General features: G+C 54.2%; 27 protein-coding genes. 12 read left to right on the top strand and 15 right to left on the bottom strand.

Translation table 11 applies throughout. The features are described 5' to 3' along the window. Positions 1 to 53 precede the first annotated feature (53 nt). The 4 genes from AC2IAX_RS08790 to AC2IAX_RS08775 form a co-directional block, all read right to left on the bottom strand. Positions 54 to 1,646 carry a glycosyltransferase family 9 protein gene (locus AC2IAX_RS08790; RefSeq protein ID WP_494390209.1) on the bottom strand — a complete coding sequence of 531 codons (1,593 nt, stop codon included), beginning with the start codon at positions 1,644 to 1,646 and terminating at the stop codon, positions 54 to 56. 251 nt (positions 1,647 to 1,897) lie between these two features. After that, the gene (locus AC2IAX_RS08785) at positions 1,898 to 3,259 is read right to left on the bottom strand and encodes a Mur ligase family protein (protein WP_494390208.1); all 1,362 of its coding nucleotides are present in this window, start codon (positions 3,257 to 3,259) and stop codon (positions 1,898 to 1,900) included. A 131-nt stretch (positions 3,260 to 3,390) separates the two neighbouring features. Continuing rightward, positions 3,391 to 4,335, bottom strand: coding sequence for a lysylphosphatidylglycerol synthase transmembrane domain-containing protein (locus AC2IAX_RS08780; protein ID WP_494390207.1), 945 nt, complete (start codon positions 4,333 to 4,335; stop codon positions 3,391 to 3,393). A gap of 162 nt (positions 4,336 to 4,497) precedes the next feature. Next, positions 4,498 to 4,944 (bottom strand): DUF2214 family protein, encoded by a 447-nt coding sequence (locus tag AC2IAX_RS08775; RefSeq protein WP_494390206.1) that lies wholly within the window; start codon positions 4,942 to 4,944, stop codon positions 4,498 to 4,500. A 349-nt stretch (positions 4,945 to 5,293) separates the two neighbouring features. Between AC2IAX_RS08775 and AC2IAX_RS08770 the strand changes: the two genes are divergently transcribed. Both AC2IAX_RS08770 and AC2IAX_RS08765 read left to right on the top strand, forming a co-directional pair. Continuing rightward, entirely contained in the window at positions 5,294 to 6,244 is a 951-nt protein-coding gene (locus AC2IAX_RS08770; RefSeq protein WP_494390205.1) for a GDP-L-fucose synthase family protein, read from the top strand. Positions 6,245 to 6,377: 133 nt separating this feature from the next. Then, positions 6,378 to 6,680 (top strand): YkvA family protein, encoded by a 303-nt coding sequence (locus AC2IAX_RS08765; protein WP_099531504.1) that lies wholly within the window; start codon positions 6,378 to 6,380, stop codon positions 6,678 to 6,680. A gap of 123 nt (positions 6,681 to 6,803) precedes the next feature. Here the strand turns inward: AC2IAX_RS08765 and AC2IAX_RS08760 are convergent, their stop codons facing one another. Together AC2IAX_RS08760 and AC2IAX_RS08755 are read right to left on the bottom strand one after the other, a co-directional pair. Then, a complete protein-coding gene (locus AC2IAX_RS08760) occupies positions 6,804 to 7,247 on the bottom strand; it encodes an NUDIX hydrolase (protein ID WP_494390204.1) in 444 nt (147 codons plus the stop codon). Positions 7,248 to 7,356: 109 nt separating this feature from the next. Further along, positions 7,357 to 7,752, bottom strand: coding sequence for a hypothetical protein (locus tag AC2IAX_RS08755; RefSeq protein WP_494390203.1), 396 nt, complete (start codon positions 7,750 to 7,752; stop codon positions 7,357 to 7,359). Between the two features lie 249 nt (positions 7,753 to 8,001). On the opposite strand from AC2IAX_RS08755, the gene folD reads away from it, so the two are divergent. From folD to AC2IAX_RS08730, 5 genes are all read left to right on the top strand, one after another. After that, on the top strand, positions 8,002 to 8,868 hold the full coding sequence (folD, locus tag AC2IAX_RS08750) for a bifunctional methylenetetrahydrofolate dehydrogenase/methenyltetrahydrofolate cyclohydrolase FolD (RefSeq protein WP_494390202.1): 867 nt from the start codon (positions 8,002 to 8,004) through the stop codon (positions 8,866 to 8,868). A gap of 516 nt (positions 8,869 to 9,384) precedes the next feature. Continuing rightward, positions 9,385 to 10,302 (top strand): geranylgeranyl diphosphate synthase CrtE, encoded by a 918-nt coding sequence (gene crtE, locus AC2IAX_RS08745; protein WP_494390201.1) that lies wholly within the window; start codon positions 9,385 to 9,387, stop codon positions 10,300 to 10,302. Positions 10,303 to 10,444: 142 nt separating this feature from the next. Beyond that, a complete protein-coding gene (locus AC2IAX_RS08740) occupies positions 10,445 to 10,903 on the top strand; it encodes a divergent PAP2 family protein (RefSeq protein WP_393011921.1) in 459 nt (152 codons plus the stop codon). Positions 10,904 to 11,068: 165 nt separating this feature from the next. Beyond that, complete coding sequence (purB, locus tag AC2IAX_RS08735) at positions 11,069 to 12,364, top strand: adenylosuccinate lyase (RefSeq protein WP_190533252.1); 1,296 nt, start codon at positions 11,069 to 11,071, stop codon at positions 12,362 to 12,364. A 99-nt stretch (positions 12,365 to 12,463) separates the two neighbouring features. Further along, a complete protein-coding gene (locus tag AC2IAX_RS08730) occupies positions 12,464 to 13,168 on the top strand; it encodes an MYXO-CTERM sorting domain-containing protein (protein ID WP_494390200.1) in 705 nt (234 codons plus the stop codon). 207 nt (positions 13,169 to 13,375) lie between these two features. Here AC2IAX_RS08730 and htpG read toward each other — a convergent pair whose 3' ends face one another. Both htpG and AC2IAX_RS08720 read right to left on the bottom strand, forming a co-directional pair. After that, a complete protein-coding gene (gene htpG, locus AC2IAX_RS08725; RefSeq protein ID WP_494390199.1) occupies positions 13,376 to 15,352 on the bottom strand; it encodes a molecular chaperone HtpG in 1,977 nt (658 codons plus the stop codon). Positions 15,353 to 15,446: 94 nt separating this feature from the next. Next, on the bottom strand, positions 15,447 to 16,565 hold the full coding sequence (locus tag AC2IAX_RS08720; protein ID WP_494390198.1) for an NAD(P)/FAD-dependent oxidoreductase: 1,119 nt from the start codon (positions 16,563 to 16,565) through the stop codon (positions 15,447 to 15,449). An 81-nt stretch (positions 16,566 to 16,646) separates the two neighbouring features. Between AC2IAX_RS08720 and AC2IAX_RS08715 the strand changes: the two genes are divergently transcribed. From AC2IAX_RS08715 to AC2IAX_RS08700, 4 genes are all read left to right on the top strand, one after another. Next, positions 16,647 to 17,039: a VOC family protein gene (locus tag AC2IAX_RS08715; RefSeq protein WP_494390197.1), complete on the top strand. Its 393-nt coding sequence runs from the start codon at positions 16,647 to 16,649 to the stop codon at positions 17,037 to 17,039. 179 nt (positions 17,040 to 17,218) lie between these two features. Continuing rightward, positions 17,219 to 18,042, top strand: a protein-coding gene (locus AC2IAX_RS08710; RefSeq protein ID WP_494389097.1) for an IS5 family transposase whose coding sequence is annotated in 2 segments (ribosomal slippage) — positions 17,219 to 17,597 and positions 17,597 to 18,042 — 825 coding nt in all. Because the reading frame shifts where the segments join, the coding sequence is not laid out codon by codon here. A gap of 59 nt (positions 18,043 to 18,101) precedes the next feature. Further along, positions 18,102 to 18,413 carry a nucleotidyltransferase family protein gene (locus tag AC2IAX_RS08705; protein ID WP_494390196.1) on the top strand — a complete coding sequence of 104 codons (312 nt, stop codon included), beginning with the start codon at positions 18,102 to 18,104 and terminating at the stop codon, positions 18,411 to 18,413. After that, entirely contained in the window at positions 18,394 to 18,735 is a 342-nt protein-coding gene (locus AC2IAX_RS08700) for a HepT-like ribonuclease domain-containing protein (protein WP_494390195.1), read from the top strand. Before AC2IAX_RS08705 ends, AC2IAX_RS08700 begins: the two co-directional genes overlap by 20 nt. A 129-nt stretch (positions 18,736 to 18,864) precedes the next feature. Here AC2IAX_RS08700 and psbQ read toward each other — a convergent pair whose 3' ends face one another. The 3 genes from psbQ to AC2IAX_RS08685 form a co-directional block, all read right to left on the bottom strand. Next, positions 18,865 to 19,302 (bottom strand): photosystem II protein PsbQ, encoded by a 438-nt coding sequence (gene psbQ / locus AC2IAX_RS08695; protein WP_494390194.1) that lies wholly within the window; start codon positions 19,300 to 19,302, stop codon positions 18,865 to 18,867. Between the two features lie 110 nt (positions 19,303 to 19,412). Continuing rightward, positions 19,413 to 20,267 (bottom strand): alpha/beta fold hydrolase, encoded by an 855-nt coding sequence (locus AC2IAX_RS08690; protein WP_494390193.1) that lies wholly within the window; start codon positions 20,265 to 20,267, stop codon positions 19,413 to 19,415. A 137-nt stretch (positions 20,268 to 20,404) separates the two neighbouring features. Then, complete coding sequence (locus AC2IAX_RS08685) at positions 20,405 to 21,232, bottom strand: hypothetical protein (RefSeq protein ID WP_494390192.1); 828 nt, start codon at positions 21,230 to 21,232, stop codon at positions 20,405 to 20,407. Positions 21,233 to 21,377: 145 nt separating this feature from the next. Here AC2IAX_RS08685 and AC2IAX_RS08680 point away from each other — a divergent pair, with 145 nt between their 5' ends. Further along, positions 21,378 to 22,262 carry a GUN4 domain-containing protein gene (locus AC2IAX_RS08680; RefSeq protein ID WP_494390191.1) on the top strand — a complete coding sequence of 295 codons (885 nt, stop codon included), beginning with the start codon at positions 21,378 to 21,380 and terminating at the stop codon, positions 22,260 to 22,262. 155 nt (positions 22,263 to 22,417) lie between these two features. Here AC2IAX_RS08680 and AC2IAX_RS08675 read toward each other — a convergent pair whose 3' ends face one another. Genes AC2IAX_RS08675 through AC2IAX_RS08660 form a run of 4 tightly spaced genes read right to left on the bottom strand, consistent with a single transcriptional unit; the run spans position 22,418 to position 23,783 of the window. Beyond that, a complete protein-coding gene (locus AC2IAX_RS08675) occupies positions 22,418 to 22,837 on the bottom strand; it encodes a type II toxin-antitoxin system VapC family toxin (protein ID WP_494390190.1) in 420 nt (139 codons plus the stop codon). 4 nt (positions 22,838 to 22,841) lie between these two features. Continuing rightward, positions 22,842 to 23,123: a hypothetical protein gene (locus AC2IAX_RS08670; protein WP_494390189.1), complete on the bottom strand. Its 282-nt coding sequence runs from the start codon at positions 23,121 to 23,123 to the stop codon at positions 22,842 to 22,844. A gap of 2 nt (positions 23,124 to 23,125) precedes the next feature. Beyond that, positions 23,126 to 23,494 carry a type II toxin-antitoxin system RelE/ParE family toxin gene (locus AC2IAX_RS08665; protein WP_494390188.1) on the bottom strand — a complete coding sequence of 123 codons (369 nt, stop codon included), beginning with the start codon at positions 23,492 to 23,494 and terminating at the stop codon, positions 23,126 to 23,128. After that, on the bottom strand, positions 23,487 to 23,783 hold the full coding sequence (locus AC2IAX_RS08660) for a hypothetical protein (protein WP_494390187.1): 297 nt from the start codon (positions 23,781 to 23,783) through the stop codon (positions 23,487 to 23,489). The genes AC2IAX_RS08665 and AC2IAX_RS08660 overlap by 8 nt, the downstream gene beginning before the upstream one ends. Positions 23,784 to 23,937: the final 154 nt, after the last annotated feature.

Genomic DNA, 23,937 nt, shown 5'->3' with positions numbered 1-23,937 from the left:
AAGATTGAAAGCTTCCCAGATTCGGAGTCTCCCAGATTCAGAGTCTCCAAGCTTTAGAACTGCCCGGACATCAGGGCCGATCGCACCTGCTGCAAGGGTTCCGACCAGTCACCAGGCTCGGTCTGCCGAAAGAGCCGCATGGTGGGATACCAGGGGGTATCGGGGCGATCGAGCAGCCAGCGCCAATCGGCCGCAAAACAGAGCAACGTCCAAACCGGCTTGCCCATGGCTCCGGCCAGATGACAGATGGCCGTGTCCACCGTGATCAGCAGGTCGAGTTGGGCCAAATAGGCCGCCGTGTCGGCAAAGTCTTTGATCTGCGGAGCCAGGTCAATGATTCCAAATTGAGCCAGGTGGGCCACATCCGCATCGGAGCGATCGACCTGCAAGCTGTAGAGTTGCACACCGGGCAAATTGAGGGCCGCCGCTAACTCCGGGAGACTGCTGGACTTTTGGCGATGGATGGCTTCTAGGCGATCGCCCGATCGAAACCCGCTGGCCCAAACAATCCCGACCCGGCGTTGATCCGGTTTCAGCAGTGGGAGCGGCGCGATCCCCTCGGTGGCATTGGGAAACAGGTAAGGAATTGGAGCCGGGACGCGATCGACCGTGGTTTGGGTCAAGCGGGGCAGACTGGACAGGGGTAAATGGGTATTGAAGTGGAGGGTTTCGCAAACACCATCGGTGACATATCCCGCTCCTGGAGCTGATCGCATCACCCGTACCAGCGCTTTCGGGCAAAGCAGAATCACCGTTTGGCAGCGATCGGCAACCCACTGGAGGTAGCGGGCCCATTGCAGCGAGTCCCCAAAACCTTGGTCAGCCCAAATCAAAATCGTGCGATCGGGAATGGGGGTTCCGTCCCACTCCTGACCGGGCAAGTCCTGTTTGGTCATTTGTCCCGATCGCCACTGCCACTCATTTTCCACAAACCCCTCCGCCCAGCGCCCCAGGGTGAGCCAACAGAGGGCCCGGTTGTGGCGCAACGTGCCATGATCCGGCCAGCGAGCACAGGCCGGCTCCAAAACCGCCAGGGCCTCCGTCAGGCGGCGCTGTTCCGCTAGGATCAGGCTGAGTTGAATGTGGGGCGGTTGGTAGGTCACCTCGTCGGCGATCGCCCGTCGTAACCAAGTTTCCGCCGTTGCCAAATCCCCATCGAAATAATGTTTGAGGCCTTGCCAATAGCCGATCGCCGCGCGATCGAAGGAGGGTAAATTGCGCCAAGTATCAGGTAGGGGGCGCGATCGCACCCAATCCATCAACTCGGGAAACTGATCCCGATTGTTTAACCGATGGGCAGCGGCTACGTAGAGGGCTGCGGACTCAGGAATGTGATCCAAAAGATGGTGGCAGGCTTGAATGGCCTGGGTTTGATCGGCCCAATCCAACAAGGCTAACCAATTGCGCACCCCGATGGCGCTGTGCGGATCCAGTCGCAGCGCCTGGGCACAGGCCTGGCGGGCGGCGGCCATCTTGCCCAATCCCTTCAGGGCTGCCGCTAGGTTGATATAAACGCCGGGAATTGCTGGATCCAACCGCAGGGCCGCCCGATAGCCGGTCAGGGCGATCGACCAGTCCGCTGCTGCCAGGGCTTGGTTTGCTTGTTGGGCCAGGGCGATCGCCTGATCTTGGAAGCTGCCTGTCACCGCTGTGGTCTCCTGATCTTTGATGCTCTTTGATGCAATCTGTGGCGAAGCAAAATTATTTAAGGAATTAGGGTCTGTCGTCATTTCCTGGAGTCAAGCGAAAACAGTTGATTTTCCCTGCCCCAATCGTCTTAACAAGGGGCTGAAGCCCCTTGCCCCTCACGATCTCGCCACGGTGGAATCAGGATTTTGGGTGAAATGACGACAGGCCCCTAAGCCCCTAAAGTGTTTAAAGCGCAGGACGTAAAGACTTAAAGAATGCCGCGACCCGTGAGAATTTCTCGAACTTCCAGCATGGCGGAATAGGTGGGCAGGACGTAGAGGGTTTCGCCGTCGGGCAGTCGATCGAGGGCGTTTTGGATGGCGGCCTTGAGGGTGGTTTCCACCGAAAGGGTGGCGGGCCCGGCGGGGCGATCGGAGTCGCTGTAGGCCAACCGCAGGGCCATGTCATAGGCCCGATCGCCACTAACCACCAGCGTTGCCCCCGTGGCCACCAGCCCTTCCGTGTCTGCATCCCAAATCCAAGACACATCGGTTCCATCCGGCGTGCGATCGTTCAACACCAGTAACACCGTGGGTGGAAAGGGGCGATCGCGCGTCAGCTCCACCACCGTTCGCAGGGTTTCGTTGGTGCCCACCGGGTTTTTGGAGAGCAAAATCTGCACTGATTTTCCCTGCACTGTCAGGGATTCCGCCCGGCCAAAAGCCGCTTGAAAATTGCGAATGGCCGCTTGAATGGGTGCTTCCCCAATACCCAGGGCTTGGGCGGTGGTGGCGGCGGCCATCGCGTTGTATTGGTTATAGATGCCCACCAATAGTTGTGGCCAGTCGCGGCTATTCAGCAACGGGCGCGATCGAGCAAAACCGCAACTGGGACAGTGATAATCGCCCAAATGGGATAGATAAACGCCTTCGTAGGTCAAAGAGTGACCACAGTTGGGGCAATAGATGGAATCAACGGCGTGGGGAATTTCCGATAAGAATCGTTCCGGTTCACTGAGGCCAAAGTAGCGAACGCGGGCCAGATCTTCCCACTGGGCTTCCAGTTGTTGCCCAAAGTGGCAAAGGGTGGGGTCATCGGCGCTCAACACGGCGATCGTGTGGGAGAGCGGGGCGATCGCCCGTTCCCAGCGGCGAGCAATCGTGTCCACCTCGCCGTAGCGATCGAGCTGGTCACGAAACAAATTCATGGCCAACAAGATCCGCGGCCGAATTTGTGGCAGTACCTTGGGCAGGACATTTTCATCCACTTCCAAGATCGCAAAGTCCCGATCGAGCCGACCCAGCCAATTGGCATCCGCCAGCAAAGCCGCCGTCAGTCCATTTTCCAGGTTGGCCCCTGTGGCGTTGTGGGTCACCCGATAGCCCTGGTTTTCTAAAATGCTGCGCAGCAGCAGAGCCGTGGTGGTTTTGCCGTTCGTTCCGGCCACCAAAATCGCGCCCTGTTTCACTTGAGCTGCCAACAGAGCCAAGGCATTGGGCTGAATCTTGCGGGCAATGCTGCCGGGCAAAACACTCCCGGCCCCGCGCCGCAGCAACCGCACGGCCAGGGCGATCGCCCGAGCGGCCATCACTGCCGCTGCTAGTCGCAAATTGTCGATTGCGCCCGCCATGAACCCCTGTCCGCAAAACCCCCGCTATCCTACCACCCGGCGGCTGGGCCCCTGCGCGGGAAACTGCGCACCTGAGAGGATGCCTGAACAGCCCAATTAAAGCCAAATGTATTGATACGCCGCTTACCCCACTAATTCGATTCAGAAGCTTCCGAGTCCCGAGACTCAGCTTCCCCAGTCCAAATTTGTTCGGCAGGCGGCGTTAACCACCAGGCCAAGCCACCTAAGCCGGTTTCCGCCAGCACACTCACCAATCGATAGCTAGCCACGCTGGCCAACAGAGCCGCTGGATTGACGATCGACCCCAACAGGGCGATCGCCGCCGCCTCAAAAACCCCAACCCCGCCGGGCGCACCGGGCACGACCAACCCCAGCAACCAGGCCAAGCCAAACCCACTGGCCAACCGAGGCAAATCCAGAGGATTAATGGCACTAAAGGCCGCCAGAGCTGCCAAAAAACCTGCGCCCCGCCACAGCAAAAAGCCCGTTTCCCCCAACAACGGCCCGATCGGGTATTGGCTCAGTTGGGCCGGTTGGTGGTGGGGGTTGCTGTCGTTGGTTTGCAGCTTGCGGCGACCCAACCGTTGCAGCAGGGGATTCAAAATGCGGGGATGCACCGCCGCCAACACCCCGATCGCCAGGGCCAACTGCACTCCCCACCAAGCCCGATCGCTCGCCAAGACCCCCAACAACAGAGCCGCCACCGCCATCAGCAACGGCTCCAGCAACACACTGGCCGCCGCCACCGGCCAAGCCACGCCCACCCGGCCCGCCGCTCGAATTCGGCCGTAAAAATGCCAAACATTCCCCGGCAAATACTTGGCCACATTGGTCACCAGATAGGTGCGCAACACCCAGCCGCGTGGGGCCGATCGCCCAAAAGCCTTCAACAGCCAGCCCCACACCACCGCTGACCACAGATGCGCCGCCGCCGTCAGCCCCAACGACAGGGCCAGCCAGCCCCACCCTTGGGCCGTTAACCGCAAGGTGGCAACTTCCGCCGCCCGATCGAGCAGCGTTTTCAGCAAAAAAGCAAGGACTAGCCCCAAGACCAGCCAGCGGCCAAATTTCTTCAAAGGGGTTCAACCAAAACTGAGATCGTCATCAACAAGATAGCCACCAAATAGTCAACCATCAGACAAGCATTGGAGATAACAATCTGATCTCAATCCTTGAAGCATTCGATCGCGATATTCAACGAGACAATCCCTGAGGCATGGTGGGCTAGGCCATGGGGATTACGCGCTGCGGGCCAGGAGTGCCGCCAACAACGGAAGACCCATCCAACCCACTAGCTCAATCCGAATTAGCCAAGAGAGCCACTGAAATTGTGTTGGGCCCAGTTGGGGAACCTTGCCCTCCCGCAAGCTGCCAATCCAAGACACAAAGGAAATGGTTGGGTAAATGGACAAGGCCCCGACCAAGAGAAATAGGCCAACTTTGGTATAGAAAATGGGGTTGCCAAGGTAATAGTCAGCACCTTTGCCAAAATAAATGACCCGCAACGCTCCGGTAAATAAAACCAAAGAGGCGGAGATGCCATAGATCACATCAGCAATCAAAATTCGCCAAGCTTCCGCGATCGAGAGTTCTTTTTTGAGAGTCAACAGTTCCACCGCCACGGCCCCAAAGGCCAACATAAAGCTGAGGTAATGGAAATAGGCAGTAATTGCGCTGGGCCACATGGTGATTGGGGGAGTTTTTAGTGAAGGGAAAGTGAAGGGCAAATACAATGTAATGGACTTAAACCGCTTTAAACCGCCCCCTTCAAAATGTGGCTTCAAAACCGCCATTGATAGTAATTGATAATTTTGCTGGCGTTCGCCGGAAGCTGAATTGCCTGATGACGAAAAGGGGGAACAGGTGTCGAATGGGGTGGGGCTGTTCCAAAATGGGGTTTTCTGGGTGTTCCGCAGCGGTTGCGGGGCCGGAAAAACCGGAAACCGAGGCCGATCGCGCCTTGGCAACCCTCATTCGCGGCCGGTTTCGACCCCAACTTTCCCCACGTTTTAAGGTGAACAGCAGGTGAACAACATGAGCAACACCCCGATCGATTTGAGTAATAAGACTATTCTGGTGACCGGTGGCGCGGGCTTTTTGGGCAAGCAGGTGGTGCAACAGTTGGTGGCGGCGGGGGCAAATCCTGAAAAAATTAGGATTCCCCGATCGCGCGAGTGCGACTTGCGGCAATGGGCGGCCTGTGAGACGGCCGTGGCGGGTCAGCAGGTGGTGATTCACCTGGCGGCCCACGTGGGCGGCATTGGCCTGAACCGCGAAAAACCGGCCGAGCTGTTTTACGACAATTTGATGATGGGTACGCAACTGATCCATGCGGCCTATCAAGCGGGAGTGGAGAAATTTGTTTGTGTGGGAACGATTTGCGCCTATCCCAAGTTCACGCCTGTGCCGTTTAAGGAGTCTGATCTTTGGGAGGGCTATCCCGAGGAAACCAATGCGCCCTACGGGGTGGCGAAAAAGGCGCTGTTGGTGCAACTTCAGGCCTATCGGGATCAGTATGGATTCAATGGCATTTATCTATTGCCGGTGAATTTGTATGGGCCGGAGGACAATTTCGATCCGGGTAGTTCCCATGTGATTCCGGCGCTGATTCGCAAGGTGCATGAGGCGCAACAACGGGGCGATCGACAGATCCCGGTTTGGGGCGATGGCAGTCCCACGCGGGAGTTTTTGTATTCCACCGATGCGGCGGCGGGCATTGTTTTGGGGGCGCAGTTGCTGAACAGCTCGGAGCCGGTGAACTTGGGGACGGGTCGGGAAATTTCGATTCGCGATTTGATTGAGCTGATTTGCAAATTGATGGGCTACGACGGGGAGTTGGTTTGGGAAACGGACAAACCCAACGGCCAGCCACGCCGCTGTTTGGACACGACGCGGGCCAAGGAACTATTTGGGTTTGAGGCGCAAACGAGTTTTGAGGATGGGCTGCGCCAAACGATCGACTGGTATCGCGCCCATGCGGTTTAGGGGACGATCGGGGGGCAATTGCTGAACTGGCTGAGGGGTGCGGGTTTCGCGATCGAGCGGTGGGGTCGTCACCCTCGACGCTGCCCGATCGCCCCTGTCAAGATGAGAGGCAATCACGCGGCAGGATAGCGCCATGAACATCTCCCCCAGCGCCCTTTACGGTTGGTATCGCGACACGATTCGGAATCCGAAATATCGCCTCTGGATTGTGGCGGGCACGCTGGTGTATCTCCTCAGCCCGATCGATATTGCGCCGGACTTTCTGCCGATCGCGGGCCAATTGGATGATTTGGCGATCGTGACCTTGCTGATTGCAGAGTTGTCGCAAATCGCGATCGAGTGGTTTAAAAATCGCCCCACGGTGAAGTCCGCTCCGGCGGCCACGGTGGCTGACTCCACGGTGGATGTGAACGCCGTCAAGATGGACGGTCAATAATGATCAGTAATGATCGGTGGCCGTAGGTTTGCTTGATTGATGTGGCTTAGTTAATGTGGCTTGGCTAATTTGCTGGGTTAATTGAGATGGTGGTGGGTTAATCAACGGCTGCATCAGGTTGCCTTAGTCATCAAGCCAGAGGGCTGGATCTTGATGCAGGGCCAACAGGATCGATCGATGGGGCGTGCCGATCGGGCGCATCTGTTGCAAACGGGGCGACCAACATTCCCCCGCTTCCAAGTCGGCGATCGTGCCCCAAGCCAAATCCTGCCCTTCGTTGAGTTCCAACTCCGTGAGCGGCACGGTCAGCAACCCATGGAAGAAAAAATGCTGGCGGCCGCTGTCTTGCAAGGTCGATCGAAACGGACTTAACCGGGGCGGCACAAAGCCAATTTCCTCTTGCAATTCCCGCCGCAGACCCGCTTCGGGCGCTTCGCCGGCCTCCAGGTGTCCGCCAAACAGGCCCCAGTGACCGGGATAGAGAATGTGGGGAAAATCATCCCGCAGTTGCAACAGGAATCGATCGCGCGAGGGAGGATAGAGCAACGCAAGGGCCACGGCTTCCATTCCTGATCCAGTGCCTGTTTCAGTACCTGGGGATGAACTGTCCCCGTTTGGCTCAGATCCTGATGGGAATCTGGGGCTTGGGCTGGGGTCTGATGGACGCATGGATAGTTCAAGGCTCCTCGATCGCGTAAAGTTCGCCCATCTCCTGCTGCCCCACTTGAATCGGTTGATAGCGAAGCGAGGCCTTGAGTTTCACCACTTGCCCTAGCTCAAGCTCGGTTCGATCGCCCTGAGACAGCACCCAAATCCAGCCCGTTGGATCTTCAATTCGGTAAATGCGGCCGTCGAGCAGGGGTACCCGTTCGACGGCTTTGCCTTGGATGTAGACCGATCGCCCATTGAGCGACGAAGCCGGTTGTTGTTTTAACTCCCCGATCGCAACGGTTGGCGTGCAGCCCACCATTAACCAGGTGAACCCTAGAACTAACCCATGCCACCCCTTGTTTTTTTGTCCTTTTGGCCGTGGTGGAACGGGTGGAGCCAAACGCCGCAATATCTGAGACATGAGCTGCTGAGACATTGCCGGTATGGTGATTTTCAATCAGATCCTGTTGCTCGTTATGGTTGCGCAAGCGGGCCCTCAGTGACCACGATTCTTAACTTTAACTTTTGCATTGGCTGCTTCATGGGTTTTCACATGGGTTGACGAAATCGTTGAGGTGCGGAAAATCCTTTAGATTTTGACGCTGAAATGGTCAAAACGCATGATCAATTCTTTACAGTTTGAAGCGTTCTTCCTAGAATTTCTCCCCTCATGACTGCGCGCCTGCTGGACGGAAAAGCCCTTGCCGAGAAAATTCAAGATCGCCTGAAGGTGGAGATTGCGGAACTCCAGCCCGATCGGGGCCGTGCGCCGGGCCTAGCTGTGTTGATGGTCGGGGACAATCCCGCCAGCGCCGCCTATGTTCGCAACAAAGAACGGGCCTGCGAGCGTTTGGGTATGGTCTCCTTTGGTCAGCATCTGCCCGCCACGGCCACCCAAGCCGAACTAACCGCCATTATTCATCAGCTCAACGCCGATCCGAACGTGGATGGCATTTTGGTGCAACTGCCTTTGCCGGAAGGGCTGGATGGCAACGCCCTGCTGTTGGAAATTGACCCCGATAAAGATGCCGATGGGTTGCACCCGGCTAATTTGGGGCGGTTGGTGCGGGGTGAGCCTGGCCTGCGCAGTTGTACCCCGGCCGGCGTGATGGAAATTTTGCGAGATGGGGGCATTGATCCGGCTGGCAAAAAAGCCGTGGTGGTCGGCCGCAGCATTTTGGTGGGCAAACCGATCGCCCTGATGCTGTTGGAAGCCAACGCCACGGTTACGATCGCCCATTCGCGCACTCCGGACTTGGCGGCCGTTTGCCGAGAAGCCGATATTTTAGTGGCGGCGGTGGGACGGCCCCTGATGATTGGCCCTGACTACATCAAGCCTGGCGCGACGGTGATTGATGTGGGGATTAATCGGATTACCGATCAGACCGGCAAGAGCAAGCTGGTGGGAGATGTGGATTTCGATCGCCTGTTGGATGTGGCCGGCGCAATCACGCCGGTTCCGGGTGGTGTGGGGCCCATGACGGTGACCATGCTGCTAGCCAACACCGTGGAGAGCTATCGTCGCCGCCTGGCCTAGCTGTCCCGACTAATTGTCCCGATCGCGCTCAGGGAATCTTCTGCATCTGAATGCCCTGGATCGGGATGCTCTGGATCGGGGCTTTCTTCATCCAACCGGCTGGGTTGAAATTCCCTTTGTCCAGCCGGCTGGATTGAACCGGCTGAGGATCTTTAGGAATGGGTCAGAGATTCTCTCGATCGCTGCGGTGGATCCAGACGGAATGGATTGATGAGTATCAGTTCAAGGATGGTTTGCAAAGGTTCACAAAACCTCTGGAATTGGCTGGAAATTCGCTCGAAATCAGCCCTAAATTCACTCAAAGTCTGACTGAATCTGATCAGAATCCGGTCTGTCCCCTCGGGGCGATCCCCTCAGGCGGTACAATGCCCCTCAAACCAACTTCTGACGGTGGTGGTTGTGGTTCAGCGGTTGTTTTGCTAGGCCAAAAGCGCACCGTAACCAGGCCGGATTCCGCCTGTGGCGGCGATCGGGTTCGGTAAGGAAGATTTCTTGCTGTTCTGTTGTGCTTGTCCCATGACCGCTAGCGCGCCTACTGCTCCCTCGACGGGCTTTGATCTCAAAGGCTATCTTCGCGAACGTCAAGCTTTGGTTGAGGCCGCCCTCGATCGATCGATCTCGGTGGTCTATCCCGAAACCGTTTATGAGTCGATGCGCTATTCCCTGATGGCGGGGGGCAAGCGGCTGCGACCGATTCTGTGTTTGGCGGCCTGTGAGCTGGTGGGCGGGGCGATCGAATCGGCCATGCCCACAGCCTGTGCCCTGGAGATGGTTCACACCATGTCGCTGATTCATGACGATTTGCCGTCCATGGATAACGACGATTTTCGGCGCGGCAAACCCACGAACCACAAGGTTTATGGGGAACCGGTGGCGATTTTGGCCGGGGATGGGCTGTTGGCCTATGCCTTTGAATTTGTGGCAACCCAAACCCAAGGTGTGTCGGCCGATCGAGTGGTGCGGGCGATCGCCCTGCTAGGAAAATCCGTTGGGGCCGCCGGCCTGGTGGGTGGCCAAGTGGTAGACCTGGCCAGCGAAGGCAACCCGAACATTTCCCTCGACACCCTGCACTTTATCCATCGCCACAAAACCGCAGCCCTGTTGGAAGCCTGTGTGACCACCGGGGCCACGATTGCCGGAGCCGATGAAGCCACCGTGGGCAAACTGGCGCAATATGCCCAGGACATTGGTTTAGCTTTCCAGATTGTGGATGACATCCTCGATGTGACTGCCACCACGGAGGAGCTGGGCAAAACCGCCGGGAAGGACACCGCCGTGGAAAAAGCCACTTTCCCGAAACTCTATGGCTTGGATCGATCGCGCGAAATGGCCAAAGAATTGATCGATCGCGCCAAGGCCAGCTTGAACGAATTCGGCACGGCCGCTGCCCCCTTGCAAGCCCTGGCTGATTACATCGTCAGCCGCAAAAACTAGCAACCACGAGGGCGATCGGCACCGGTTTTCCCGCCCGACTTGGTAGACAAGGGGCTTAAGCCCCTTGCCCCGCCGCTGAATTCGCCCTTGCGGATCGCTTCCTCACCCACCGTCCCCAACTCGATCGCCCCCCGCTCGACCCATGGACGACTTTAGCCACATTCTCGATAACCGCATTCTCCTGGTCTCCTTGGGGTCTTGCATCCTGGCCCAGGCCATCAAGCTGGTGGTGGAACTTGCTCGCCAGCGGAAATTTGACGTGCGCACCCTGGTGACCACCGGCGGGATGCCCAGTGCCCACTCCGCCCTCGTGGCCGCCCTGGCCACGGGCATTGGCCAAACCGTGGGCTGGAGCAGCATTGAATTTGCCATGGCCACCATCTTCGCGATCATCGTCATGTACGATGCCGCCGGGGTGCGCCGAGCCGCCGGTAAACAGGCCGCCGTCTTGAACCAAATCATTGATGAGTTTTTTGAAGGCGATCACCAACTCAGTGAAGAACGCCTGAAGGAACTGCTGGGCCACACGCCGTTTCAGGTGATTGTGGGCTGCGCCTTGGGCATTGTCTGTTCCCTGTCGTTGGTTCCCAGTATTTCCTAAGTCAAGACAGATCCGGGTAGGGGCGTACGGCCGTACGCCCCTACAAGGTTGGTTCTATGTCCCATTGGATCGATCGAGCAAGGGGCCTCAGGGCGATCGCCAAAACCCGGTACAATAGCTCGGTTAATCTCTTCACGGTGTTCTGGCAACATCGCAACGACGGGCATGATCGACCGCTACACGCTGCCTGAGATGGGCAATCTCTGGACGGACGCATACAAGCTACAGACCTGGCTGCAAGTGGAAATTGCAGTCTGCGAAGCCCAAGCAGAACTGGGATACATCCCTGCCGAAGCCGTCGAAGAGATCAAAGCGAAAGCTAACTTTGACCCCCAGCGCGTTCTGGAAATTGAAGCGGAAGTGCATCACGACATGATCGCCTTCCTGACCAACGTGAATGAGTACGTGGGCGACGCGGGTCGCTACATTCACTTGGGCTTAACCAGTTCCGACGTGTTGGACACGGCGTTGGCCCTGCAATTGGTGGCCAGCATCGATACGCTGCTGAAGCGGGTGGAATCGCTGATCCAAGCCCTGCGCTACCAAGCCCAGGAACACCGCAACACGATTTGCATTGGCCGCAGCCACGGGATCCACGCGGAGCCGATGACCTTTGGCTTCAAGCTGGCTGGCTGGCTGGCGGAAATGTTGCGCAACCGCGATCGGCTCGTGCAATTGCGCGATCGGGTGGCTGTGGGCAAAATTTCCGGCGCAGTGGGAACCTATGCCAACATTGATCCGCGTGTGGAATCCTTGGCCTGTAAGCTGCTGAGCCTGGAACCGGACACGGCTTCCACTCAGGTGATTTCGCGCGATCGCCATGCGGAATATGTGCAGACCTTCGCGCTGGTGGCCGCTTCCCTGGAGCGGTTCGCCGTGGAAATCCGCAACCTGCAACGCACCGACGTGCTGGAAGTGGAGGAATTTTTCGCCAAGGGTCAAAAAGGCTCCTCGGCCATGCCCCACAAACGCAACCCGGTGCGATCGGAGCGAATTACCGGGATGGCAAGGGTGATTCGTGGCCATGCCGTGGCGGCCCTGGAAAACGTGGCCCTCTGGCATGAGCGGGATATTTCCCACAGCTCTGTAGAGCGGACAATTCTGCCCGACTCGTCCATTTTGCTGCACTTTATGGTGGTGGAAATGACCAATTTGGTGAAAAACCTGTTGGTTTATCCCGAAAACATGAAGCGCAACATGAACTGCTATGGCGGTGTGGTTTTCAGCCAAAAGGTGCTGTTGGCCTTGGTGAAAAAAGGCTTGACCCGTGAGGATGCCTACGCGGCTGTGCAGGGTTGTGCGCACCAAGCTTGGAACAATGAAAGTGGCGATTTCTATAAGCTCATCTGCCAAGATGCCACGGTGAAATCTCTCCTGTCCCAAGAGGAAATTGATGAGTGCTTTGATCCGCAACAGCACTTGCGCAATTTGGATGTGATTTACCAACGTTTGGGCATCTAACTTTCCATTTGAAAACGTTGAACCCAATCGATCGAGACCGGAGCCGGTAGGCAATGGTCTCGATTTTGGTTTGGGCAATTTTCAATGCGATCGCCCATCATGGAATCGATCGCGTTGAAGTTGGGGGGCGCAATGGATCTGGAAAGTTGGTTAACCTACGGGGCCATGGGATTAGCGGCGGCAATTGCGCCGGTTTGGTGGTTTGTGGCCACCTCGGCGGGAACCCAGTCCGCCGCGATCGTGGCGGCGGGTTTGGGCGGGGCGATCGCGCTGTTGGTGTTGCTGTGGTGGTGGATGCAGCGGCGGCGATCAGCTAGCTACGGGTCGTATTCTTTGAATTACCGTTCGAGTTCTTCTGGATCGAGCCGATCGGCCCTTCAAAACCCGATCGATTCCCTGCCCCTTAATCAGGATCAGGTGATTGATGCGGTGGGCGAGGCGGCTGAGATTGTGGTGAATGAGGCGATCGAAGAGTTGGCTGAAATTGCGAGCCAGCAAATTCAGGATTGGGTTGAGGAGAAGACCGCTGAACCGGAGCCGATCGCGGCGGAGTCGGGCAATTTTGCAGATATTTTTGAGGCGGCGGAATCAGCGGCTGATCATGGCGGGGCGATCGAGCCTGACAGCTCCAGCGACTATTCCAGCAGTGATTCTAGTTGGAGTTCCAGCGACTATTCAAGTGATAGTTTGAGTGATTATTCCAGCAGTTCCAGTGATTACTCCAGCAGCGATTATTCCAGCAGTTCCAGCGACTATTCCAGCAGTGACTCCGGTAGTGATTCCGGCTGGAGTTCCAGCGATTAATGCTGATCTGAATCGATCAACTTTCTCGAAATTTGTGATGGAAAATTGTGAAAACTGATAACAATCCAAGCCCACAAAAAATGATTTTTGGGTAGGGGCGCAACGCCTTGCGCCCTCCGCGAATGTTGATTCGTTGATGCCCGATCAAAAACCCCCACGATCGACTCGTGCGATCGCAGGGTTGATTGGTCTGACGAGAAACCGAATCTATTGCTTGGTCAGTTGGGTCAGCACTTGGTTCGATCGCGACACAAAGGACTTCATCCCCTCCGCGTCAAAACCCTTTTGCGCCATCAACGCCAAGTCGTAGATGTGGTTGCAAAGCATCTTGCCCAGTTCCGAGGCGGGCGATTGGCTGCCATCGGCCAGGGCGATCGAGCCGCCGCTCACGTTCAGCAGGTTCTCCACCAACGGGTGCGACGAGTTCACCAGCAGCACATGGGTATCGGGGAAGCTGGCGGTCTTGCCTTCAAACATGGCGGTCATGTCTTGAATGCGGCGCATTGCTTCCGGCAGCAGCACCATAGCAGGCGGTGCTGATTCTTCCGCTTTCAGGGCTTCCACGCGCACCGTGACGCTCGGTTTGCCCAGGGCTTCTTCAAACAGCTTCTTGATCCGATCGCTGCGGGTTTCGTTGGTCGCTGGATCGACAATTTCCGACTCTTTCTTGGAAGAATCCAGCAGTGCTTCATCAATTTCTGAATCCACCCGCGAGAACTTCACGTCGGAATATTCCCGCTCCAGGAAACTGACAAAATGCGTGTCGATGAATGAGTCGAGGAATAGCACTTCTAGACCCTGGCTCTTGTGCAATTCCACATAGGTGGCCTGCGAAGCCGGATCGGTGCAATAGAACACGCGGTTTTCGTGTTTTTCCTGGTTCCGTTCTAGGTATTCCTTCAGGGTGGTGTAGTAGAACCCATTGGCATCTTTGGCTTCTTGGGTGTCGGCGGGGTTCGACCAAGCATCGCCCTCTTCCGTTTGCACTTCCACCTGCACCGCATCGCTACCGCTGCCCAATTCCGCCGTGGTGCGATAGATCAAGATCTCTTCCACTTGCTTCTTAAACTTGTCATCGTTCAAGGAGCCAAACTTCACAAACGTGCCCAAATCTTGCCAGCAACGGATGTATTCAGGCTTGTCGCTGCGGTAGAGATCCTTCAGTTGGTCGCCGACTTTTTTGGCGATGTAGTTGGCAATTTGGCGAACGGTGCGATCGGCTTGCAAATAGCTGCGCGACACGTTCAAGGGAATGTCGGTGCTGTCGATCACACCGCGCAGGGGCAACAGGAACTTGGGGATAACTTCTTCGCAGTTATCGCTGACAAAGACCTGATTGCAGAATAGTTTGATGTCGCCCTTGGTGGGGTCAACGTCCGGCTTCAGTTTCGGGAAATAGAGAATCCCGTTGATCACAAAGGGATAGTCGGTGTTCAGATGAATCCACAACAGCGGTTCATCTTGGAACGGATAAAGGTAGCGATAAAACTCCAGGTAGTCTTCCTTGGTCAGGTTGCTGGGTGACTCTTTCCAAGGGGCTTTTTGGCGGTTGATTTGCTCCCCGTTCAGTTCGATCGGGTAGGGCATGAAGTCGCAGAACTTCTTCACCAAACCGCGAATCCGCGCTTCTTCTAAATACTCGGATTCTTCATCGAGCAGGGTGAGGGTAATCGTCGTGCCGCGCTCGGTGCGATCGCTCGTGTCGATTTCAAATTCCGTGGAACCGTCGCAAGTCCAGTGAACGGCCTGTGCGCCCTCTTGGTAGGACAGGGTATCGATTTCTACGGTGCTGGAGACCATGAACGCCGAATAGAAACCCAAGCCAAAGTGACCGATGATGTTCTGATCAGAATTCTTGAACTTCTCGACGAATTCTTCGGCGCTGGAGAAGGCGACTTGGTTGATATATTTCTCGATTTCCTCGGCGGTCATGCCGATACCGGTGTCGGTAATCGAGAGTTTTTTGTTGTCTTTATCAAGGGCGATCGTGATTTTCGGTTCACCCACATCGGCGCTGGTTTCGCCCATCATGGCGATCGCCCGCAGCTTAGAAATCGCATCCACGGCGTTGGAAATCAACTCCCGCAGAAAGATTTCATGCTCCGAGTAAAGCCACTTTTTGATAATCGGAAAAATATTTTCGGTGTGAACCGTGATATTGCCTTTCTTTAGCACGCTGCTCATAGGAAACGGCTGGTTGGTGTAGGGAATTGGGACGGCCCTAGGCTAGCGCGATCGCCCCGTGATCTGAAATTTCGGATTTCCCTACCCGTCCGGTTTAGGGGCTGGTTTGGGCGATCGCCTCGCGGATCAATTGCGCCGTCGCCGGAGCCAGCAACACGCCGTTGCGATAGTGACCGGTGGCGAGCCAACTGTTGGCGTTCAGCGGCTCAATCACCGGAGCTGATCGCTCCACGGGGCGCGGCCGCAAACCCGACCAGGTTTCGATGATTTCCGCCTGGGCCAGGGCTGGCACCAGGGCGATCGCCCCTTGCCGCACCGCTGCCCACTCGGCCCCGTTGGCAACCACCGACTCGGCCCCGGCGGGAAACTCCACCGTTGCCCCCACCCAATAGTCTCCGCCACCGAGGGGCACGATGTGAATGTCATTGCCGGTCAGCACGGGTTCCGGGCGATCGCTCAGGGGGCGCGGCAGCCGCAACCGCTGGGCTTGACCCAACACCGGCTGCAACTTCAGGGGCTTGGCTGCTCCCGGGGCGATCGCCTGGGCCAATGCCGCCGACCCCAACCCAGCCGCCACCACCAGCCGATCGCAAGCCAGCTCCCCTGCCGTGGTGGTCAGGCTAACAACGCGATCGCCCACCGTCTGCACGTCCGTGACCTGGGCTGGGGCGATCGTTGCCCCCCGTTTCACCGCCGCTTCTCGCAAGGCGATCGTCAAGGCCAGGGGCTGCACCTGCCAATCTTGGGGCGAAAACACCCCGAAAGCTACCCCATCCATGGCGGCTAAATTCACCGATGGGAACCGATCACCCACCGCTGAAGGTGACAGCAACTCCAGCGAGAATCCCTGAGATTTCCGCAGTTCTGCCAGCCCTTCCCATCCGGGGCGATCGGCTTCGTTAAAAACCAGTTTCAGGATGCCGTTTGGATTGTGGGGAATGGGGCGATCGAGCAGAGTTTCTAGTTCTTGAATCAGGTGTGGATAGCGTTGAATACTGTTGCAACGCAGCTTCCAAGCCCGCCCCTTGGTTTTCTTGCTGATTGCGCCCATCAATACCCCGAGGGCGGCTCCTGTTGAGGTGGGGCGATCGGAGGGCAACGGCGAGGCGATCGCCTGAGGGTCAATCAGCGTAATTTGCCAGTCGGGCTGCCCGCTCAGTTCGTAGGCAATCATTGCCCCGACAATACCCCCACCCGCGATCGCAATCCTCATCCGCTATGTCCTTGGAGTAAAACCTTTACAATGAAGTTAAAACCATCTGATGCTATGGCTTGCGTTGGACTCGGAGCACCTATGAAACTTGGATACACAATTCTCTACGTACCCAACGTCGCTGAGTCCCTAGCTTTTTTTGAAAGCGCATTTGGGTTATCACGTCGCTTTCTGCATGAATCAGGGGATTATGGCGAGCTAGAAACTGGAGAAACAACCCTTGCCTTTGCATCACACGAGCTGGGGAAAATGCATTTTCCGATGGGTTTTGTTGCTGCTAGCGAATCTAGCAAACCCCTTGGATTTGAAGTCGCACTAGTTACGCCAAGAGTCGAGGAAGCGCACGCAAAGGCTGTGGCGGCAGGTGCTACCGAGATAAAAGCACCGGAAATGAAGCCATGGGGGCAAGTTGTTTCATATGTACGCTGTCCTGATGGTGGTCTAGTTGAAATTTGCTCGCCTTTAGAAAACTGAAAAATAGCATTAAATCGCTATGTCGCGATGCGAATTTGGATTTGCGAAGCTTGACATGATCCATGTGAGGCTTGCTATTAGTTGTTCTCTAAGAGCTAATTCATAAAGAGAAGCTAAAGCCGACTTGGCAACTCTAAATCCGGTTTTAGGCTAGACCTACCCGAAGCATCATCCAGCTCATGAGTCGTCTCCCGGTCATTGCCAATCCTACCCGCAAAGCCTATCCCAGTGATTTGAGCGACGATGAGTGGGTGCTCCTCCAGCCGCTGCTGCCCGCTCCTAAAGGCTTTGGACATCCGATAGAAGTTGATTTCCGAGAAATCCTCAATGGCATCTTTTACGTCCAGCGCACTGGCTGCCAGTGGGAAATGCTGCCTCACGATTTACCCCCTTACAGTACGGTCTACCATTACTTCCAGAAATGGCAACGAAAAGGAATTTGGCAGCAAATGCATGACCAGATTCGAGAGCAACTGCGGAGCAAATTAGGTCGTTCAGAGCAATCTAGGGTCAGTATCGGTGATTCTCAGTCGGTGAAAACCACGGAAAAAAGGGGGTGGTCTACGGCTTCGATGGTGGCAAAAAGGTTAAGGGACGTAAACGCCACATTATCGTTGACTCGCAAGGGTTCCTAATGGGCGTGTTGGTGACTGAAGCGAATGCTTCTGAGCGATTGGGAGGGATTGTGGTGTTAGAGGAAGTGAAGGAGAAGCTATCTCGGCTAGAGGTTATTTGGGTTGATCAGGGGTATTCCGGGAAAAAGTTTGCGGATGCTGTGAAGCATGTGTGTGGTGAGAGTGTGCGCGTGGAGGTGATCAGCCGAGTCAGTAAAGGGTTTGAGACGTTGCCCAAGCGATGGATTGTCGAGCGGACGTTTGGCTGGCTGAACCGATTTCGGCGATTGAGCAAGGACTATGAGTTGTATTCGGAGACGAGTGAAGGGATAATCTATGGCTGCTTAATGCATTTGATGGTGAGAAGATTGGCTGCTCTAGATGCTTAATAATTGATTTATAAATCAGCTCTAAGAGATCATCAATAATCTTCAAGAAAAAGTCTAAAATGGTTCGTAATAAAGCTCAAATTTTGACGTTACTACAACAGCATCAGCAGGAACTAGAGCGGCTGGGGGTAGCCCGCTGCGGTGTTTTTGGTTCCTTTGCGCGAGATCGTGAAATTCACGATGCGAGTGATGTTGATATTTTGGTGACCTTTAAGCCGGAGCAAAAAACATTTGACAACTTTATGGCGTTATCTTTCTTCTTGGAAGATTTATTTGGAAGGGCGATTGATCTAGTGACTGTCGAATCGCTCAGTCCCTATATTGGCCCTCGCATCTTGGAAGAAGTTGAATATGTCTCGTTCTGCTCGTGAATACTTACAGCATATTATTGATGAAACAAGCTATCTAATCTTAACCTCGCAAGGTCTCAGTCAAGATGAATTCACCCAAAATGAGACATTAAAGCGAGCTTATGCACGTAGCCTTGAAATTATTGGTGAAGCAGTCAAGTATTTGCCGGATGAAGTACGTCAGCAGCATTCAGGTATTGATTGGCGAGCAATTGCGGGAATGCGCGATCGCTTGATTCACCATTACTTTGGAATTGATTATGATATTGTTTGGGATGTCGTGATCAATAAAGTGCCTCAGTTAGACGCAGAAATTCGGGAAATTCTGAATGATATTTCCTGATCGACTAACTTCTAAAAACTTTTGCTGCCAATCCCTATACTTCAAAATCTAATATCCTAAAAAACTGCCCTCCGATCACGCAAATTAGATCGAAGGGCTGATTGACAAACTATTTATAGAAACGGGCTACTAGGGAACAACGCTCAGGAATTGATCGAAAGCTTTCACAGCAGCCAAATATTCATTGCCAGCGCGTTTGTAATCAAACTGGCCAGCAAATTCATCCATTGCCACCAGGTGCTTAAACAGATCCTTGGCGGCGGCTTCGGCGGTGGCGCGATCGCTGCCCTTTAACCGGCGGCTGACGCGGCTCAACCGTTCACGCAACTCGCCCAAGGGGCCATGGACAAAGGTTTGGATTTCGCGCCAGCGCTTGTTGGCAATGTAGCCTTCGATCGCTGGTAGCTGATCGCGCAGGTCTTGCACACCGGGTACAAAAATTTCGATTTGGGCTTTTTGGGCGCTGGTGTAGGTTTCTGCCTGGGCAGCGTGGGCAAAGCCCAAACCAGCAAAGGCGATCGTCGCCGCCATCACCAGGGCCAACAGGGCCGAACGGAGTCGAATCATGGGGTTCTCGTTAAGGAAAAGTGCGGGAAAAATCGAATGATGAACAGGCTTGTGGACTGTTCGTTGGATCACTGAATTGTAACGATATGTATCGACATCCCACCCGCCTGTCAAGTCGCCATCCGCCGCAGAAAGGGAATCAACGCCTCTGATACCTTTTCCGGCCAGTCCTCTTGGGCATAGTGACCCGTTTCGTCCATTTCCACAAACTCGCAGTCGGCAATGGTTTTGGCGGCAGTTTTGGCGGCTTCCACGGGCAACCAAGGATCGCTCGCGCCCCAGGCCACCAAGGTCGGTTTTTCCCAGCGGGTCAGGCCTTCGGTAATTTCCTGCACGGTCTGTTTCAGCCGCAGGTTTTGCAACACCGCCAGCAGGGCCCGCCCCGCCCCAGAACTGGTCAGGAACGGCCGGCGATACACATCCAAGTCCGCATCGTCCACTTGGTAGGGGCCACCACCTTCGAGCAGCCGATCGACCAGCAGCGGATCTTGGGTCATCATGTCGCCCACCAGCGGAATCGCCATTTGGGAAATTTTCCAGGGCAGCTTGGCTTCGGGAAAAATTGGAGCATTGATAATCGCCAGCCGCTCGACGCGATCGGGATTCCGCAAGGCGTACTGAATTCCCAGGGAGCCAAAAAATCCCTGGGCCACGATCGAGACGCGATCGAGTTCCATTACGTCCAAAAACTGGTCAAGCAGGCCGATCATCGCGTCGGGCGTGTAGGCAAAATCCAGTCGCTCGGGGCGATCGGACGCGCCAAACCCGGGAAAGTCCGGGGCGATCGCCCGGAAGCCCTGTTCCGCCAGCGCGGGCAACACCTTCCGCCAGCTATAGCCAAAGGCCACCAACCCATGGAGCAACAACACAGGCGGGCGATCGTTGGGTGATTCGGGCACAACCTCGCGATAGACCCAGGTGTAGTCACCGGCCTTCGCCGTTTGTTCTGGAATGCGTTTTGCCATCACGTCCTCACACAGCAAGTTGGGTTCCGTCTATCAAACACCAAATCTTGCAAAATCCAGCAAAGCGATAGGCGCGATCGCTCCGCTCAATGCCTGATCATACGGTTATGGATTTCTATCCAAGACTAGACTACAAATTATTGAAAAATTGCTGGAAGAAATTGCTGAATGGTTCGACGAATAATTAATAGATGACGTTGATTAGTATGCAAGCTGGAAATGATCACTGATGAAGGCTTAGGTTGAGTAAGTAATTGCGTGTGAGCGATTGAATTTTTATTTAGTTGACAATGAAGAACGAGATAAAAGCAAGGCTTCTTAGTGGATAGTGGTGACTCTTGAAGCTTGATTTCAGTAACTTGACTAAAAGGTGCTTCAACAGTCTTAGAAATCTTGAATAGATATTGTTTGAAGATCGTGACTCGATCGCTGGTTTTGTCAAATGAGCAAGTAATTAGAATTGGGGTAGTCACTCCTTGAATCATTAAAAATAGTCCAGGGAGCAGAAACATTAAGCCGCTCATTGACCCTTCCAGGTAATCATCTTGAACAATACTGAGCATTTGGACTTGGGAATTTTGAATAAAATCATTGATTTGATTAGCAATAATTTCTTGCTTGTGACCAACAATAATTCGATGATTAACTAACTCTAGCTCAGGCGTTTTGGAGAAATACAAAACTACGCCAACACCGCTGGCTTTGCGGACTGATGCTCGCATTAAAGGCTCACGAATGGTTAGGGTATTTTGACCCAAGTAACCATCAATTATTCGTTGACAGACCATTGATTTTGGACTGGTTGCCAATCGCTGACAATTGAGCGTGGTTCGATTGCTGACGGCTAGCCCCACAATTAGCCCTACGGTAACAAAAGGAAGCCCCAACAATCCCAAGCCCAGCCAATTCCAATCGCGATCGCGCAACTGAAGATGGCTAGGTGTTTGCTCTACAACTTCGATCATGGCAAGGAGCACTGAATTCTGAAGCGATCTTTGATTTCATTCATAAGGTTATTTTTGAATATAAACTCACAGCCTATCTATTTTCAATTGAAATAAAACAAATTTTTAAATTTGATAAAATAAATGCCAATTGCGAGACTGCTGAATGAAATTTGCCAATGCTTTGATGAAGCCTAAATCAGGTGATAAAGGTTCTGGTGCGATCGTCCTGTTTGGGTTGCCAGAGCTATGGCGGTGCTTTGTAAGTGGCTCAGAAGCCGACCAACTCTCGGCCGTGCCCATTGCCATGCGGCGGGGTCTAGGGGGTATTGCTTTTGCTGTTCTCGCTTTGAAAGCATCTAGCCTGTCGGTGCAACAAGCAGCGATCGAGCAACTCTTGGGTTGTACTGAAGTGATCGCCTTGGAAGCCCTGTGGCAGCATTTCCAATTGCCCAATTTGAGCGATCGCGCTCACTATTATAATTTGCAATATTTACTGGCAAATCAGCAATGGCAGGCGGCTGATGATTTGACTATTACTCTGATTCGGGCGATCGCTGATCGATCTGATCTCTGGTTACGGAAAAGCGATCTTCAGAGCTTGCCGCAGAGTAGTTTGATAGCGATCGATCATCTCTGGCGGATCTATAGCCGCGATCGCTTTGGATTCTCGATTCAAGCTCAGTTGTGGAATGCTTGCAAAGCAGAAACCTGTAAGCCCTTCAATTATTCCCGCAATGATTTGTGTCGCTGTTTTGGGAGTGCAGTGGGCTGGAAAGTCGAAACCTATGATGGGCGGCATATACCGGAATATGACTTTGAGCGGCGAGCTAAAATTCCCTACGATCTCAGCGCCCCGATCGGTCACTTACCCAGTACCTTTGCCCTCGGTGGGGGTGAGTCTCAAGGCGAGTACGATCCGCCTGATACTGAGTCAACGATGGGATTTTATGGGTCAGGTCGCTACTACTACACCTGGAGCCAAGATTCGTTCTTTGGTCACGATTGCCTAAGAGAATTTTTCCTAATTGTCGAGTCTGTTAAGCCTTAGCGATCGCCTTGCGGAGCAATCTCGCGTCAGGAAAGTTATTCGGCTTATTTGCTCAGACTTTGCCACGTCACCATGCTCGATCGCCTCCTAAATTCTGGTTTGACTATGTTATTGCGGAAGTGCTGGAGCAGGAACTGAATTGAGCATTGGCGTTGCTAAGTTAATAGGTTTGGCAATACAGAAAAAGTACGATTGCCCGGTAAGCGGTAAACATAGAAATCCTGATCGAGGGTACAAATTATTGCTACCTCACGAGTTTCTGCTGCTGCCACTAATGAAGCATCAGCTAAATCCATGGGCAAATTTCGATACTGCGCCATCAGCGATTGCATCCTCAGTTGCTCCGCAGAATCATTAACGTGGAAGGTGACTGCTCCAGCTTCAACATAGCTCCACAGATAGGCTTGAGCTGGCCATCCGCCACCACGTCGCAGGAGGTGCATTGCTTCGGTAAAGCAAGACCAAGTGGTTACCAGTGGCGCGCGAACCTGGGTGGCACAATTGCGACAAGTTTGATGATAAGGATCGCTCTGATCAATGAGGGCAATTAGGAATGAAGCATCAGCGAGTGTCACTGAATTACTCCCAAGGTTTGCTCGCAGTTTCACGAATTTTCATGTGTTTTTCTAGCCAAACATCAGTGGTTGACTCCTCAGAGTTTTGGAAGTTGAGGGAAATTACTCCCATTTGTCCCTCAAGTAATTCAGCGACGGTTTTGGGTTCGGTTGGAAATGGTTCAATGTCAGCAGCGGACTGACCTGATTGCCCCAGGAGCGATCGCACTAACTGCCAAATCAGGGCGAGGCGATCGCGCCAGGAAAGTTGCTCGGCTTGTTTGCTCAGGCTTTGCCACGTCACCATTACTAGTCGTCTCCTGTTGTCTCATGGTTCAGAAAGTCGTTAATAATTTGGCGAATTTCTTCGGAGCTAATATTACTTTGCTCTGATTTAGAGTAAATGTCTAACAAAACTATGACTTCGGGAGAAGATATCCAATAGATCAAACGATATCCACCGCTTTTGCCTTTTTGATTGTCGCTATTTTTGATACGTACTTTGATGACTTTCGCTTCAATACCGGGAATTTGATCGCCAATAAACTCTGAGCAACGAATCTTTTCTAGGATTGGTTCGAGATCTGAACGAATTTGACGATATTTTTTGAACAGAAATTTTAATTTTCTCTGAAATTCGGGGGTAAACCGAATCTCAATGGAATTGCTGCTAGTCATCCTCAATTCCTTCCCATAGCTCAGACAGCGGTAGAGTTTTTCCGGTTTGGGCTTGTTCCCAGGATTGTCGAAAGCTATCAGCAGAAAATTCCAGGTTTTCTGGCTCGGCGATCGCTTTGGGTTCTGTCTTGCCCAACACTCGTGTCAATAGCCACAGCAATCCATTGGCGAGCCACTGCCAATGCTCGCCCAAAACTAGCGAGCGATCGCTTGTCCAACCGAGTTGAGCAAGGCGATCGGCGATCGGTTCGGGAACAATGAGGGTGAGGCCACGGGAGGGAGTAGACATAAGGAGCACTGGGGTAATTGGGAATCTAGACTGGTAAAAGCACTAGCTGCCAAATCAAGGCGAGGCGTTGGCGATCACCTTGCGGAGCAATCTCGCGCCAAGAAAGTTGTTCGGCTTGTTTGCTCAGGCTTTGCCACGTCACTATAATTAACCT

Source organism: Limnothrix sp. HT2024 (assembly GCF_059138625.1).
This window is presented reverse-complemented; position numbering and strand designations above follow the sequence as displayed.